We start from the raw sequence: 15,989 nt of genomic DNA on the forward strand, positions 1-15,989 counted from the left end.
GATTATGGAAGCCTATCCCACGCATAACTCGCATTACAGAACGCAATGCAGGGTTGGCGGCGACCCGATCCGGAGACCCCCATGTTTGAACCCGCCCAGCTCCGCTCGTTCCTGGCCGTGGCCGAAACCTTGAGCTTTACCAAGGCCGCGGAGCGCCTCGGCCTGGCCCAACCCACCGTCAGCCAGCACGTCCGCAAGCTGGAGACCGCCGCCAAGCGGGTGCTGATTGCCCGGGATACCCGGGATGTACGCCTGACCGACAATGGCGATGCCATGGCCGGGTTCGCCCGCAGCATCCTCGCCGCGCACGACTCCGCCGCCCGCTATTTCTCCGGCTCCGCCATGCGCGGCCGCCTGCGCTTCGGCACGGCCGATGACCTCGCCATCACCGGGCTGCCACGCATCCTCCGGGAGTTCCGGCAGATCTATCCGCAGATCAACCTCGAGCTGACGGTGGGGCAGAGCGACCAGCTCTACAAGCGCCTCAATGCAGGGCAGCTGGACCTGGTCTTTGTGAAATGGGTGGCCGGGGCCAAGGACGGGACCGTGGTCCAGCAGGACGCCTTCGCCTGGGTCGGCTTGGAGCAGACCGTGCTGGAACCGTCTGATCCTGTCCCGCTGATCGCCTACCCCTCCCCCAGCCTGAGCCGGAAGCTTGCGATCGACGCCCTGGAGGCCACTGGGCGCACGTGGCGGATCACCTGCACCACGCGTCAGATCAGCGGCGTGCTGGCCGCCGTCCGGGCCGGCATCGGGGTGGCGGTGATGCCTTCCTCCCTGGTGCCGGAGGACCTGAAAATCATCACCCGCCGCTTCGATTTGCCGCCGGTAGGCGACGTCGATTTCACACTCATCCGCAATCCGCTGGCCAATACCGAGGTGATCGATGCCCTCACGCAGGCGATCGTGGGCCGAACCCTGAAGCGACCGGCCTGACACACGGGCGGTCCCGCAGCCAGCGGTGATCGGGCATCGGCACATACGGAGCCGGACTACCCGGACGCGAGCAGTACTTACTTGACCATACTTACTTGACCATTGAACGGTGCACGTACTTCCTCTATCCTGACAATACTTAAGATCAACCGTTCGAGGTCAAGCAGTGGCCCACGACAACGATTCGAAATACGAACGCTGTCCGTCGCTGAAGCCCTATGGCTGGCGTCGGGGCGTTCGGGATAGGCCGCCATTGATGCCAGCCATTAATCATCCCCGACTGTCCGCCCCCGCCACCCACGCGCCAAAGCCTGCCCGTCAGGCAACCGCGCCGTCCCACCCCGCGGCGGCCATGCACCACTCGACCGCCGGAATGCAGCACTCAGCCGCCGCCCAGCACGCGAGCACCCCGGGCCAACTGGGAGTCCGCCCGGCTACCCTCGCAGACTCCGATTATGTGGCCAGCCCGTACTGCGAACGCTGCGGCACGGACGAGTTCATTTTCCTTGAGACTTTCGTCCCGGCCACGCACCGGAGGGACGGCTCGGTCAGCAAGCTCGGCGAGGTCACCTACTTCTGCTCGGGCTGCGACGATTTCTCCGCCCACGCGGTCCCGGCTTCCTGGGTCCCGCCGGGCTGGTACTTCGGCTAACCCGGACTCCGCTTATCGCCTTCGCCGTTAAACGCCGTCGCCGCCGTGCCGCACCTTATGGTGCCTGCACAGCGGCGACGGTGTTTTAGGGTTCCAGCACGCCCGAGCCGGGGTTTTAGCAGCCCCGGGCTAGATCAGGGCGTCCGAGATGTGGTTGGGCGTACCGAAGCGGTGCGCCGTGATGCTGATGGCCTGCTCGTGCAGGAACGGCAGCAGTTCCACGCGTCCGGCTTCCGTGACGGGGTGGACATACACCGCCAGGTCCGGGCGTCCGCCCGTGGCCTCGGACAACGCCTTGGCGTCCCCGCCAATCAGCCGGATCCGTGCGCCGGAGAGCTTGCCCGCCGCGGCGAGGGTGCCGGCGGAAGCGAGCCATTCGGCGTCGTTCTCAACAGTCGCGGCGACGCCAAGCCCGGACAGGACGGCACGCAGCTGGGCGGGCAGTTCGACGGCGGTGGAGACCGTCAGGGCCGACCCGGCCAGGACGCCGGCGGCGACGGTCCGGACGAGGCCGGCAAGGGCCTCGCCTTCCGCGAGGCGGACCGTGACGGGCAGCGGACGGTAACGGAAGACGTTGCGCTCCGCGCTCAGGCCGGAGACGTCCCTCGCGGTGCCGAACTCTTCGGCCCAGGCGCGGGCGTCGGAGGCGAGCGCGCGCTGCAGCGGTGCGAGTTCGTCGGCGGTCAGGAAGCCCTTGGCCGCGTCCTCGATCCGGCGGACGCCGGCGTGGGCGGGAGCAGCGCCCGGGGTGCCGGCGGCGGTGCTGGGCTTGCTGACCCATTCGCCGAGGCCGACGAGGTAGTTCGGCCCGCCGGCCTTGGTGCCGGCGCCGACGGCGGATTTCTTCCAGCCGCCGAAGGGCTGGCGCTGGACGATCGCGCCCGTGATGCCGCGGTTGACGTAGAGGTTGCCGGCCTGGATGGTGTCCAGCCAGATCCCCAGTTCCTCGGTGTTCAGCGAGTGCAGGCCCGCGGTGAGGCCGTATTCGATCTGGTTCTGGATCGCGATGGCTTCCTCGAGGGTCTCCGCGGTCATGACGCCCAGGACCGGGCCGAAGAACTCGGTGAGGTGGAAGTAGGATCCGCGGCGGACACCGGAGCGCACGCCGGGGCTCCAGAGCTTGCCCGAATCATCGAGCTTCCGCGGCTCGACGGCCCAGGTCTCACCCTCGCCGAGGGTGGTGAGGGCGTTCAGGAGCTTGCCGTTGGCGGGCTCGATAATCGGGCCCATCTGGCTCGCCGGGTCCTGCGGGTACCCGACCTTCAGCGAGGTGACGGCGTCGATCAGCTGGTTGTGGAAGCGCTTCGACTTCGCCACGGAGCCGACGAGGATCACCAGCGAGGCGGCAGAGCACTTCTGCCCGGCGTGGCCGAACGCTGAGTATGCGACGTCCTTGGCCGCGAGGTCCAGGTCCGCGCTCGGGGTGACGATGATGGCGTTCTTGCCGCTGGTCTCGGCCAGCAGGGGCAGGTCCTTGCGGAACGAGCGGAACAGCTCGGCGGTCTCGTAGCCGCCGGTCAGGATGACGCGGTCCACGGCCGGGTGGGAAATGAGCTGCTGGCCCAGTTCCCGCTCGCCCAGCTGGACCATGGTGAGCACGTCGCGCGGAACGCCGGCCTCCCAGAGGGCCTCGATCATGACGGCGCCGCTGCGGCGGGCCTGCTTGGCGGGCTTGACCACGACGGCGGAGCCGGCGGCGAGGGCCGCGAGGGTGGAGCCGGCCGGGATGGCGACCGGGAAGTTCCACGGCGGCGTCACGACGGTGAGCTTGGCCGGGACGAAGGTGGCGCCGTCGACGTCGTCGAGCTTGCGGGCGGACTCGGCGTAGTAGTGCGCGAAGTCCACGGCCTCGCTGACCTCGGGATCGCCCTGGTCGATCGTCTTGCCGGTCTCGGAGGCCATGACCTCCAGGAGGTCCGCGCGGCGGGCCTCGAGGACGTCGCCGGCGCGGTGCAGGATTTCGGCGCGCTCCGCGCCGGAGAGTGCACCCCAGGCCTTGCCCTTCTCGACGGCGGTGTCGATCACGGCGTTCAGGGTCGCGGCATCGTTGATCGTGGCGGCCTCGACGGAGGCGTTGCCCAGTGTCGACGTCGTCACGCGGCCCAGGATGGCGCGGCCCCAGTCGCGGTTCGCGGGCAGCGATGGATCCGTGTCAGCGGTGTTCTCGAACGAGTCGTGCGGCAGCGGCGCGGCCGGAAGGGCGCGGTTCTGCAGCCGGTTCGGGCCCGGGACCTCGTCGTCGAGCTTGGCAAGCGAGGCGAGGAAGCGCTGCTTCTCGCGCTCAAACAACGTTTCGTTTTCGCTGAGCTCGAAAACGGCGGACATGAAGTTGTCCTGGCTGGCGCCCTCTTCGAGGCGGCGGATCAGGTAGGCGATCGCGACGTCGAACTCGGCCGGGTGGACCACCGGGGTGTAGAGCAGGAGGGAGCCGACGTCTTGTCTGACGGCTTCGGCCTGGCCCTGGGCCATGCCGAGAAGCATTTCGAATTCGATGCCCTGCTGTGCGGTATCCGCGATGCCGCGCTGCTTGGCCAGGAGCCAGGCGAAGGCTATGTCGAAGAGGTTGTGGCCGGCGACGCCGATCCGGATGTTGCGGATCCGGTCCGGGTGCAGCGAGTAGTTGATGACCCGCTTGTAATTGGTGTCCGAGTCCTGCTTGGTGCCCCAGGTGGCGAGCGGCCAGTCATGCAGGGAGGCCTCGACCTGCTCCATCGGCAGGTTGGCGCCCTTGACGACGCGGACCTTGATGGCGGCGCCGCCGTCAACGCGGCGGGCGGCGGCCCAGTCCTGCAGGCGGATCATGGCGGACAGGGCATCCGGGAGGTAGGCCTGGAGCACGATGCCGGCCTCGAGGTTTTTGAATTCGGGCTTGTCCAGGATCCGGGTGAAGACCGCGATGGTCATGTCCAGGTCCTTGTATTCCTCCATGTCCAGGTTGATGAACTTGGCTTTCTGCCCAGCGGACGCGTAGGAGGCGGCGCGGGCGAAGAGCGGGGTGAGCTTCTCCACGACATGCTCCACGGCCTCGTCGAAGGCCCATGCCGAGTGCGGGGCCACCGTGGAGGAGACCTTGATCGAGACGTAGTCGACGTCGGGCCGGGACAGCAGGGCGTGCGTGCCCTCGAGCCGGCGGGAGGCCTCGTGTTCGCCGAGCACGGCCTCGCCGAGGAGGTTGACGTTGAGCTTGATGCCGTCTTTGCGGATCTTGGCGATGGCCGGGCCGAGCTTGGCGTCGGTGGCGTCGACAATGAGGTGGCCGACCATTTCACGCAGCACCCGGCGGGCAACCGGGATGACCACCTGGGGCAGGACCGGGGCCATGGTGCCGCCGAGGCGGACCGCGCTGCGCATGTACCAGGGCAGGAACGCCGGGACCTTGGGGGCCAGGGCGGCGAGGTTGCGGGCGGCGACCTGCAGGTCCTCGGGACGGACGACGCCGTCGACGAACCCTACGGTGAAGTCCAGGCCGTTGGGGTCCTTCAGGACCCCGGCGAGCTGCTCGGCCGAGGCGTCGACGGGGACCTTAGCGGCCTCGGTGAGCCAGTGGCGCACCAGCGCGATGGTGTCCTCGGCGAGGGCTGCGGCCTCAAGGACCGTGGAGCCTTCCGAAACGGCGGCGTGCGTGGCGTCGTTGCCTGCGGCGTTTCCGGTGGTGGCGCCGGGCTCCGTGGAGATGTTGGTCATGGCTGAAACACGTTCTTTCTCAAAATGTGGACCTCTTAGGAAACAGTATGCGACCGGATTTTCATAAGATAAAGCGAAGTTTTCTGAGCAATACCGGTTAGAAAAACCGAAGCTTTGTTTTCCCGCCCTAACGTTCGGAAACCACCCCGGACCCTTTAAAACCCGTTGCGCTATCACTTCTGGGCCTCAAGTCCGGGGAAGACCGGGGAATGGGAGCCAGAAGTGATAGCGCAACGGGGGTAGGGCGGCTATGTCAGGGGGCGGTGCATCTCCACGATCTCCTCGTGCCGCGGGCTGTCCGGGTTCATCAGCGAGTTCTTGCGGCCGTACGTGAAGTAGATGATCAGCCCGATCACGAGCCAGACGCCGAACCGCAGCCAGGTCTCCCAGTGCAGCTGGAACATCAGGAAGAGCGAGGCAAACACACCGAACGCCGGAACCAGGGGCATCAGCGGCAGGCGGAAGGTCCGCGGGGCGTCGGGCTTCTTGTAGCGGAACACGATCACCGACACGCAGACGACGACGAACGCGGCCAGGATGCCGATGTTGGTCAGGTCGGCCACAGCCTTGATCGGGAGGATGCCGGCCAGGATCGCGGCCCCGAGGCCGGCGATCCACGTTACGCGCTGCGGCGTGCCATGCCGGTCCGTCTTTGAGAACCAGCCGGGCAGCAGGCCGTCGCGGCTCATCGAGAACCAGACGCGGGTGACGCCGAGGAGGAAGGTCAGCATTACGGTGAGGATGGACAGCACGGCGAACACGGAGATGATGGTCGCGATCACCGGCAACCCGACGCTGTTGAAGGCGGACGCGAAGCCGGCCTTGGGGTCGATTTCCGTGAAGTTCTGCATGCCGGTCAGCACCAGGGTGGCGGCGGCATAGAGCAGCATGGCGATGACCAGCGAGAGGATGATCGCCTTCGGCATGTGCTTCTTGCCGTCGGTGGCCTCCTCCGCCGCGGTACTCATGGCGTCGTAGCCGAACACCGCGAAGAACACCGTGGCGGAACCGGCCACTACCGGACCGAAGCCGCTGGGGAAGAACGGGTTGTAGTTGTTGGTGTTCACGTAGAAAACGCCCAGACCGATGATGAACAGGATCAGCAGCACCTTGATGCCGACGGCGATCAGTTCGAAGCGTCCAAAGGTCTTGGTGCCGCGGGAGAGGATCCAGGTCACCAGCAGGCAGACGAGGATCGCGGGAAGGTTGATGATTCCGCCCGTGCCCTCATCCGGCGTCGAGGTCATCCAGGCGGGCATGTGGATGCCAATGCCGGAGAGGAAGGCATCGAAGTAGCCCGAGATGCCGATGGCCACCACAGCCACGATGGCGATGTACTCCAGCAGCAGGTCCCAGCCGATAAACCAGCCGATGATCTCGCCGAGGGCAACGTAGCCGTAGGTGTAGGCCGAGCCTGCCCGCGGGATCATGCCGGCGAACTCGGCGTAGGACAGCGCCGCGGCGGCGGATGCCAGGCCGGCGATCAGGAACGAGATGAGCACGGCCGGGCCGACGCCGGGCTCGGTCTCGCTGCCGTGGGCCACGAGGCCCGCCAACGAGAAGATGCCGACGCCGATAATGCCGCCGACGCCGATGGCCGTCAGCTGCCAGAGCCCCAGGCTCTTGTGCAGTCCGCTGTGTTTGTTTTCTTCCTCGATGTCGTCGATGGGCTTGCGCCGCATGATCGACTGTGACAAATCCCTTGTAGCCATGAGGGCCTCCTGCTTAGGTGCGGTGCCCATCACTCCACCCTGTGATGGGGATTATCGAGTGAGAACAGTATGCAAGCCCGATTGCATTAGATAAAGTGAATTCTCTTAATGAATAACCGTCAGAATTCACAAAGGAATGGCGATGCTCGACGTCCGGCGTTTGCGGCTGTTGCGCGAACTGAAGATCCGGGGCACTTTGGCCGAGGTGGCGGAAGCGCTCCAGTACAGCCCGTCGTCAGTCTCGCAGCAGCTGGCGCTCCTTGAGAAGGAGGCCGGGGTGGAGCTCCTGCGCAAGACCGGGCGCCGGGTGCAGCTGACCCCGCAGGCTGAAGTCCTGGTGGCCCACACCTCCCAGCTCCTCGAGACCCTCGAGCAGGCGGAGGCGGATTTGGCCGCGTCGCTGACCACGGTCACCGGCACCGTGCGGATTGCGGTCTTCCAGTCCGCCGCGCTGGCGCTCATGCCGGACACCCTGACCAGGATGACCGCCAGCTACCCGGAAGTCCGGGTGGAAATGACCCAGCGGGAACCGGAGACGGCCCTTCACGAGACGTGGGCCCGCGACTTCGACCTCGTGATCGCCGAGCAGTACCCGGGCCATGCCGCCCCGCACTATGCCGAACTGGACCGGGTGGCCCTGACCCGCGACGCCATCCGGCTCGCCGTTCCGCCGCCCTCGCCCGAGCGCGAGCCCATCAGGACGCTGGCCGATACGGCGGGGCTGCCCTGGGTGATGGAACCGCGCGGGGCGGCCTCCCGGCACTGGGCCGAGCAGGCCTGCCGGAGCGCCGGGTTCGAGCCCGATGTCCGCTTTGAAACCGCCGACCTGCAGGCCCAGATCCGGCTGATCGAATCCGGTAATGCGGTGGCCCTGATGCCCGACCTCGTGTGGACCGGCCGCGGCACCAGCGCGCAGCTCCTGGACCTGCCCGGGGATCCGCACCGGACGGTGTTCACCTCGGTGCGGCGCTCGAGCGCCAGGCGGCCCGCACTGCTGGCGGCCCGGGAAATCCTGGCGGTGACGGCGGCATCCATCGTGCCGGCGGCGGCCGCCGGCGCTCTTGATCCGGCCCCCGTGGACCGGCCCGCGTGACTGCCGGTCCTTGTGGGACGGCGCGCGTGACGGGCCTGCACCGTGTGCAGTGGGCCACAGCGCGGACGGTGGCCCCGCGTTAGACTGATGTCGTTATGAATCGCACAATATTCAAATCCAAGATCCACCGCGCGACGGTCACGCACGCGGACCTTCACTATGTCGGATCCGTCACCGTGGACCTGGATCTGCTGGAGGCGGCCGACATCCTGCCCGGGGAGCTCGTGGCAATTGTCGACGTCACGAACGGCGCCCGGCTCGAGACGTACACGATTGCCGGCGAGCGCGGTTCCGGCGTGATCGGCATCAACGGCGCCGCCGCCCACCTGATGCACGAGAACGACATCGTCATCCTCATCACCTACGCCCAGATGACCACGGAAGAGGCCAGGGCGTACAACCCCAAGGTGGTCCACGTTGACCAGGACAACAAGATTGTCCAGATCGGCAACGACCCCGCGGAGGGCATGACGCCCGGCCTCATGCGTCCGCCGCACTCGCTTAACAACGCCACGCTTAACTAGCGGCAGCGCGCCGTCGGGCGTAATAGGACAGCCCGCGGAATAAAGCTGATTACTCTGGACGGGTGACCCTAACCCGCCGCCCGCCCGCCCCGCCGGGGAGAACCGCGTGCTAGGGGTACTGGCGGGATTCTTTGTCGTCTGGGTCATCATCCTGGTCGGCATGTTCGTGGGCCGGCGCAATATTCTCGGCGAGAACGCCCGCCCCGTCCTGAGCGCCCTGACGTTTTTTGTGGCCAGCCCCGCCCTGCTGTTTGAGACCCTCAGCAAGGCGAAGCTGCACGACGTCTTTGCCGCGCCGCTTCTCGTGACGGCCGTCGGGGCCGTGACGACGGCGGTCCTGTTCTTTGGCATAGTGCGCTTCGCGCTCAAGCGGTCCCTTCCGGAAGCCCTCATCTCCTCCATGAGCTCGTCGCTGGCCAACTCGGCCAACCTCGGCATTCCCATCGCCGTCTTCGTGCTCGGTGATGCCAGCTATGTGGCACCCCTGCTGATTTTCCAGCTGGCCTTCTTCACCCCCTTGTTCCTCATGGCGTTGGACGCCACCACCAGCTCGCACCGCACCACGCCCCTGAGTTTCGTGCTCATGATCCTGCGCAACCCGATGATCGTGGGCACCGGACTAGGGCTTCTGGTGGCAGCAACCGGCTGGACGGTACCGCCGCTGATCCTGGAGCCCATCCACTTGATCGGCGGGGCCGCCATCCCGGCCATGCTGATCGCCTTCGGCATGAGCCTGAACGGTTCCAAACCGCTGCAGGCGGCCGCCGGACGCCGGCTGGACGCCCTGCTGGCGAGCTTCTTCAAACTCGTTGTCCACCCGCTGGTGGCGTACCTTTTCGCCCATTTTGTCCTCGGCATGCAGGAGCAGGCGCTCTTTGCCGCCGTCGTCACCGCAGCCCTGCCCACCGCCCAGAACGTGTTTGTCGCGGCCAGCCGTTACCGCACCGGCGTCACGGTAGCCAGGGACACCGTGCTGATCACTACTGTGGTAGCTGTGCCCGCCATGATCGGCGTGGCCCTGTTGCTGGCCTGACCCGCTGGCGGACCGGCACCCAACCCGGAGGAGGACCCTTGAGAACAACCCTGGACACCGTGGTCATCGGCGGCGGCGCGATGGGCTCCGCCGCCGCGTGGGCGCTGGCCCGGCGCGGCCGGGACGTGACCCTGCTGGAGCAGTTCGGGCCCGGCCACCGCAACGGTGCCTCCCATGGCACCACCCGGAACTTCAACCCCGGCTACGCGGATCCGGACTACGTCGCCATGCTGGCCGAGGCGGCGCGGCTGTGGGGTGAGATCGAAACGGACGCCGGCGAGCGCCTGCTGGCGCGCACCGGCGTCGTCAACCACGGCCCCGATCCGCGGCTGCCCGAGGTCCGGAACGCGCTGCTCGCCGCCGGGCTCCGGGCGGAGTTCCTCTCCGCCGAGGAAGCCGCCGAGCGCTGGCGGGGCATCCGGTTCGTGACGCGCGTGCTGCACATGGCGGACGGCGGCCAGTTGAACCCCGACGCCGCACTGCCGGCGCTGCAGCGCCTCGCCGCCGGGCTCGGCGCCGAGATCCGCCACCATGTAAAGGTCCTCGAGCTGAAGGTCCACGACGACGGCGTGCGGCTCACGCTTGAGGCCGGCGGCCGCACCGAGGTCCTCGCCGCCAGGCGGGCGGTAGTCACCGCCGGCGGCTGGACCACGAAACTGCTGGCCGGAGTGGCGCCCCTGCCCCGGCTGACGGTCACGCAGGAACAACCCGCACACTTCGCCATCACGGACGGCGGAGCCCAGTGGCCGGGGTTCAACCACATGCCCGGCCACGGCGATGCGTACGGGTACTGGCGTTCTCCGGTTTACGGCATGCAAACCCCGGGCGAGGGGATCAAGGCCGGATGGCACGGGGTGGGCCCGGTGGTGGACCCGGACCGGCGGAGCTTCGCGGCGGAGCCCGAACAGCGGGCGGCTCTGCAGCGCTACGCCCGGGACTGGCTGCCCGGGGTCGACGCCGACTCGCTCACCGACATCAGCTGCACCTACACGACCACTGTGGATGAGAACTTTGTCCTGGACCGGATCGGCCCGGTTGTCATCGGCGCCGGCTTCTCCGGGCACGGATTCAAGTTCACGCCGGTCGTGGGCAGGATGCTGGCCGACCTCGCGACCGGCGACGGCGGAGCGCCGGCCATCTTCTCAGCCTCCCGCACCGGGGTCCGCTGACTCCGCCCGAGCAACCGGTAGGCTGGGGCCGGTCTTAAGCGCCCCGCGGGTACCCGGGGCAACAGCATGAGGTGGGGGAAGAATTGCTCAGCACGCGATCAGGCAGCACCCGGTGCAGCGACATCCAGTCCGGCAGCGCCCAAACTACAGGTGCCCGCAGCCCGCGAATCGGCGCGGTTGACTGGGTCGTGCGCGGAGTGGCGGGCTTGCTGCTGGTGGCGACGTCGGCGTGCGCCGGCCCCGGGGCAGTCCCCCCGGCCGCCGGTACCGGCGTCCGGCCCGTCGTCACGGCTGCCCCCGCCACTGCGTCAGCCGGCACGGACGGCGCTCCGCTGGATCCGGACGCCACCCCCGGCGCCGGGGTTCCCGGCGCCGATGCGGCCGGTGTCGAAGTTGCCGGCGCCGATGTTGCCGGCGCCGCGCCCCGGCAGCCGGCTTCTGCGGGCAAAGCCCTGACAGTACTGGCCACGCTGCCCGTCAAGGGCCGCGCCCCCAAGACGGGTTATTCCCGCGACCAGTTCGGCCCGGCCTGGTCCGACGTCGACCACAACGGCTGCGATACCCGCAATGACGTGCTCCGCCGCGACCTCACTTCCGTCGCGTTCCGGCCCGGGACACGGAACTGCGTGGTGCTCTCCGGCGTCCTGGCCGATCCCTACACGGCCGCCGCCATCCACTTCCTGCGCGGCAACGCCACCAGCACCGCGGTCCAGATCGACCACGTCGTGGCCCTCAGCGACGCCTGGCAGAAGGGCGCCCAGCAGCTCAGCCCGGCACGGCGGCTGGCCTTCGCCAACGATCCGCTGAACCTGCTGGCGGTGGACGGTCCGGCCAACCAGGGCAAGAGCGACGGCGACGCCGCCACCTGGCTGCCGCCGAACAAGTCCTATCGCTGCGACTACGTCGGCCGCCAGATTTCGGTGAAATCCAGCTATGGGCTCTGGGTGACCCAGGCCGAGCACGACGCCATGGCCCGGGTCCTGGCGAGCTGCCCGGCCGCCCTGGCCCCCAAGAACCAGCCGGCAGCCGCCCCAGCGCCTGCGCCGCGTCCCGCACCTGCACCCGCCCCTGCGCCTGCCCCGGCGCCCGGGGTGGCTTACGCGAACTGCGCCGCGGTCCGTGCGGCCGGCGCGGCGCCCATCCACGTCGGCCAGCCGGGGTACAACCGCAAGCTGGACGGGGACGGGGACGGCGTCGGCTGCGAGTAGCGGCGGCCGTCCGTCCGCGGGTCGGGTGGTCAGTTCTTCTGGTGCTCGTGCAGGAGCCGGGCGCAGCGGATGAAGCCCAGGTGCGAGTAGGCCTGCGGATGGTTGCCCAGGTGGGTTTCCGTGCCGGGGTCGTATTCCTCGGGCAGCAGCCCGGTGGGACCGAACAGGTTCACCAGCTGGTCAAAGAGGTCCCAGGCCTCCTCAATCCGGCCGACGGCGATGTAGGCCTCGATCAGCCAGGTGGTGCAGATGTGGAAGCCGCCCTCCAGGCCCGGCAGGCCGTCGTCGTACCTGTAGCGGAAAACGGTGGGCCCCACCCGCAGTTCCCGTTCCACCGCCGTGACGGTGGCCAGGAATCGGGGGTCGTTGGCGTCCAGCAGGCCGGAGAGACCGATGTGCAGCACGGCTGCGTCCAGGTCCGGGCTGTCGTACGCCACGGTGTAGGAGGCCGCCGACTCGTCCCAGCCTTCGCGCAGGACTTCCTCCCGGATCCTCGCCGCCGTGGGTTCCCAGGCCGGCAGCGGTTCCCGGCCATGCCGGGCGGCCGTGCGCAGCGCCCGGTCGAGCGCCACCCAGCACATCACCTTCGTGTAGACATGGTGCCGCGGCGCCCGCCGGGCCTCCCAGATGCCGTGGTCAGCCTCGTGCCAGCGGGCCAGCACGGCCACGGCCATCTGGACCAGCAGGTCCCAGTGGTCGTCGGAGAGCACGCCCTGGCGGGCGCTGAGGGCGTGGATCAGCTCGGCGATCGGGCCGAACACGTCCAGCTGCACCTGGTGGTCGGCGGCGTTCCCGATCCGCACCGGGCGGGACCCCGCGTAGCCGGGCAGGCTCTCGATGATGGCCTCGGTGGACAGCGGCGCCCCGGTCACTGAGTAGAGCGGATGGAGCCACTCCGGGCCCGGGGCGTGGGCCAGGATCCGGCCCAGCCAGGCCAGGAAGCCCTCGGCCTCCGCGGTGGATCCCAGGTCCACGAGCGCATTGACGGTCATGGACCCGTCCCGCAGCCAGCAGTACCGGTAGTCCCAGTTGCGGGTGCCGCCGATTCCCTCCGGCAGTGAGGTGGTGGGCGCGGCCAGTACGGCGCCGGTGGGTTCGTGGACCAGTGCCCGGAGCACCAGCGCGGACCGGCGGACCAGCGACGGCTTCACGCCGGGCAGTTGCAGTTCGTGCACCCAGCGCCGGGAGTGATGGGCGACGGCGGCGCGGCGCCCGGTTTCATCCTCCGGCACCGCGGGCTGGGGTTCGGTGTCGCCGCAGCGCAGGTTGAGGACCACCGGCCCGTCCCGCAGGTCGACGTCGCCCGTGGCGGTGGCGTGCCGGCCGTCGGAGGTGATGGCAAAGGCAACGCCGGGCGCCTGGAGAATGATCGGATCCGCGGTTCCCACGACGTGCAGTTCGGTTCCGCGCGCCTCCATGCTGAACGGGGCATTCGCGTAATCCGGCCGCGGGGCGAAAACAATCCGGGCCGTGCCGGTGCCGGACAGCACCCGGACCAGGCTGGTGATGCCGTCCGGGGCCGGCTCCAGATAGTCCGTCACGGTGACGTCGGCCCAGCGGGTTTCGACGATCATGGTGCTGTCTACGTAGCGCTGGCCCAGGACCTGCGAGGACTTCGCCGGTTCCACGGAGAAGTGCCCCGCCGCATCGCCGCCGAGCAAATGGGCAAACAGCGACCCGCTGTCCGGCAGCGGGTGGCTCATCCAGCAGATCTTCGCGTCCGGCGTGATCAGGGCAGTGGACGAGCCGTTGCCGATCATGGAGTGCCGCTCCAGCCCCACGGCGTCCTCGCCGAAGAGCCACGCCCGCCGCAGTTCGAACAGGATCGCCAGGACGCGGGCGAACGACTCCGGGTCCCGAAGCGTGTGGGCTGCCACGCTGGGCCCCTCCCCCACGCGCAGCGCCATGTCCGGCCCGCGCAGCGTCGCCATGGCCAACTCATCGCTGGAGGCGTCGCCGGCGTAGAGGGCGGCACTCACGCCGAGCATGGAGCGCAGGTGCTCCAGCGCGGAGGCCTTGGACGGCTCCACCACGGAGAGATCCAGCACCGAGCCGTCCACGATGAAGTGCAGCCCGTGCGCCCGGGCGATCTCCTCCGCCTTCAAGGTGGCCAGTGCGACGACGTCAGGGGCCGCCGGGCGGGTGTGCACCGACACAGCGACCGGCTTGCGCTCGATGCTGATGCCCCGGTAGGCACCTACGGTTTCGGCGAGCGCCTGGCTGGCCTGCTGCAGCACTGATTCGGTGGCCAGGGACAGCCCGTGGGCGTAGCCCATGTCGAACTCCGCGCCGTGCGAGCCGACCAGGTGCACCTCCGCGGGGAGCCGAGAGACTGCGGCCAGATCCCGCAGCGACCGCCCGGAGATGACGGCAGCGTGCGTGTTCGGGAGGGCTGCCAGCGCCCGCAGCGCTATCGCCGCGCTGCCCAGCGGGAGGGTCTCGGTGGAAATGCCTTCCGCCGCGCACAGCGTGCCGCCGTAATTGCAGGCCACGAGCAGCCCGGGGGTGCGGGCCAGGATCTTGAGCTCGGCGAGCAGTTGCGGGGTGAGCCCGTCGTCAGCCGCGTTGGTCTGCACGAAAGCGCGGAGCAGGCCCAGCGGGAGGGATTTGGTCAGAAGCGCAGAGTCGGCCAGGGCCTGGTTGAGCGGTGTGGGCATCGGCGCGGTCCTTCGAGTAGTCCCCAATGCCTGCATGAGAATCGTCCCCGGGAGGACGCACTTCAAGTATCCTCCCGGGACGATTTCGCACGGGTGTCCCGGCAGTTGCAACTATGTAACATCCGCCGGGCACGACGCACCGCGACCAATACCGGCCCGGCCCAGTGCGCCTTCGGGGCTAGCTGAGGTCGGCGCGGTAGAAGTACATGTCCCTGGATCCCGAGGGCGCATCCCAGCCCTGTGCAAACATCCAGGTGCCGCCGAATTTCAGCAGCCCTCCCCACGCCAGAGACCCGCCCCGGTGGACGGCCTTCTGGGTGAAGGGCTGGTCGATGTCATACAGTGCCTGCGCGGCCGCGAATTGGCCCTCGGGGTCGGCATAGAAGAAGTCCAGGACCAGCTGGGGCCGCTCGCCGTCGCCGACGATTGCGCAGGCCACTTCGTGCAGTGAACCGCCCAACGCTTCAAGGTCCAGGTATTCCTGCGGCGCGAACGTCCAGTTCACCATGTCCGAGGACCGTCCGACGTGGGTGGTGCCCCCGCAGCCCTCCGACAGATACATCAGGTAGTCCCCGCCAATCTTGACGGCTTCGCCGTGGGCGTTTCGGGGGATGACGGCCCCCTTGGCCCAATACCGTGAAATCTCGTGCGGGACAGCCAGGCCGAGCTTCTCCCAATGGATCAGGTCATCGGACACCGCAACGTTGATGTCGCAGCCAACATCGCCCAGGGGGTAGACATCCGCATCCTGGCCGGCCTCCCCCGCGCCGCGCTCGATCGTCCAGATCCCGTTGTAGAACATGTAGTACCGGCCGTTGGCCAGGTACACCTTGGGGTCCTCGCAGCCGAGGATCTCGTTGTCCATGGTGGGGTAGATTGCCGGGTTGGAGGGGCTGTCCTGCCACCCGGTTTCGGGATCGAAGACCGCCACACCGATCCGGCTGGAGACCGATTCCTTGCGCGGGGAGGCGCGGTAGAAGAGGTAGAGCTTGCCGTCGCGCTCCATGATGGACGGGTTGTAGATCGAATCCGCGGTCCAGCCGATGCCGGTGGGGTCGTCCCAGTCCTGGACCTGCCGGAAGGAAAGCGAATCGTCCTTGCGGAACGGGCCCACAGCCCATTCGGGGTGCTCGGGGTACTCGGCGGAAAATTGATCGGTGGAGATGGTGTCCGTCAGCGGGTTGCTGAACTTGAGCGCTCCCTCGTAGCTCGTGAGCAACGCTTCGGTGGTGATTTTCTGCATGTGGGCTCTTCCTGTCCTTGGATTGTGGTGCCGGGGCCGCAGGGACCAGGCCTCCCGGCGGCGGCGATGGTTCTTGGT

The 15,989-nt window shown here is 68.3% G+C and carries 11 protein-coding genes; 7 read left to right on the forward strand and 4 right to left on the reverse strand.

Annotation, left to right across the window (positions count from 1 at the left end):
* The first annotated feature begins 81 nt into the window (after positions 1–81).
* Together ABH915_RS20840 and ABH915_RS20845 are read left to right on the forward strand one after the other, a co-directional pair.
* The gene (locus ABH915_RS20840; protein WP_018774015.1) at positions 82–936 is read left to right on the forward strand and encodes a LysR substrate-binding domain-containing protein; all 855 of its coding nucleotides are present in this window, start codon (positions 82–84) and stop codon (positions 934–936) included.
* Between the two features lie 256 nt (positions 937–1,192).
* Positions 1,193–1,588: a hypothetical protein gene (locus ABH915_RS20845; protein ID WP_370124867.1), complete on the forward strand. Its 396-nt coding sequence runs from the start codon at positions 1,193–1,195 to the stop codon at positions 1,586–1,588.
* 129 nt (positions 1,589–1,717) lie between these two features.
* Here the strand turns inward: ABH915_RS20845 and ABH915_RS20850 are convergent, their stop codons facing one another.
* Complete coding sequence (locus tag ABH915_RS20850; RefSeq protein ID WP_370124868.1) at positions 1,718–5,272, reverse strand: proline dehydrogenase family protein; 3,555 nt, start codon at positions 5,270–5,272, stop codon at positions 1,718–1,720.
* A 248-nt stretch (positions 5,273–5,520) separates the two neighbouring features.
* Entirely contained in the window at positions 5,521–6,984 is a 1,464-nt protein-coding gene (locus ABH915_RS20855) for an amino acid permease (RefSeq protein WP_026538223.1), read from the reverse strand.
* Between the two features lie 142 nt (positions 6,985–7,126).
* On the opposite strand from ABH915_RS20855, the gene ABH915_RS20860 reads away from it, so the two are divergent.
* The 5 genes from ABH915_RS20860 to ABH915_RS20880 all read left to right on the forward strand — a co-directional run bounded on the left by ABH915_RS20860 (position 7,127) and on the right by ABH915_RS20880 (position 12,011).
* Positions 7,127–8,077: a LysR family transcriptional regulator gene (locus ABH915_RS20860; protein ID WP_018774011.1), complete on the forward strand. Its 951-nt coding sequence runs from the start codon at positions 7,127–7,129 to the stop codon at positions 8,075–8,077.
* A 95-nt stretch (positions 8,078–8,172) separates the two neighbouring features.
* The gene (panD, locus tag ABH915_RS20865; protein ID WP_018774010.1) at positions 8,173–8,601 is read left to right on the forward strand and encodes an aspartate 1-decarboxylase; all 429 of its coding nucleotides are present in this window, start codon (positions 8,173–8,175) and stop codon (positions 8,599–8,601) included.
* A gap of 106 nt (positions 8,602–8,707) precedes the next feature.
* Complete coding sequence (locus ABH915_RS20870; protein ID WP_370124869.1) at positions 8,708–9,634, forward strand: AEC family transporter; 927 nt, start codon at positions 8,708–8,710, stop codon at positions 9,632–9,634.
* A gap of 38 nt (positions 9,635–9,672) precedes the next feature.
* On the forward strand, positions 9,673–10,803 hold the full coding sequence (locus ABH915_RS20875; protein ID WP_370124870.1) for an FAD-dependent oxidoreductase: 1,131 nt from the start codon (positions 9,673–9,675) through the stop codon (positions 10,801–10,803).
* A gap of 83 nt (positions 10,804–10,886) precedes the next feature.
* Positions 10,887–12,011: a DUF1524 domain-containing protein gene (locus tag ABH915_RS20880; protein WP_370124871.1), complete on the forward strand. Its 1,125-nt coding sequence runs from the start codon at positions 10,887–10,889 to the stop codon at positions 12,009–12,011.
* A 29-nt stretch (positions 12,012–12,040) separates the two neighbouring features.
* Here ABH915_RS20880 and ABH915_RS20885 read toward each other — a convergent pair whose 3' ends face one another.
* Positions 12,041–14,668, reverse strand: coding sequence for a trehalase-like domain-containing protein (locus ABH915_RS20885; protein WP_370124872.1), 2,628 nt, complete (start codon positions 14,666–14,668; stop codon positions 12,041–12,043).
* Positions 14,669–14,846: 178 nt separating this feature from the next.
* Entirely contained in the window at positions 14,847–15,911 is a 1,065-nt protein-coding gene (locus ABH915_RS20890; protein WP_370124873.1) for a hypothetical protein, read from the reverse strand.
* Between the last annotated feature and the right edge of the window lie 78 nt (positions 15,912–15,989).

The organism is Arthrobacter sp. MW3 TE3886 (assembly GCF_041262145.1).
In the GTDB taxonomy this organism is placed as follows: Bacteria; Actinomycetota; Actinomycetes; order Actinomycetales; family Micrococcaceae; genus Arthrobacter.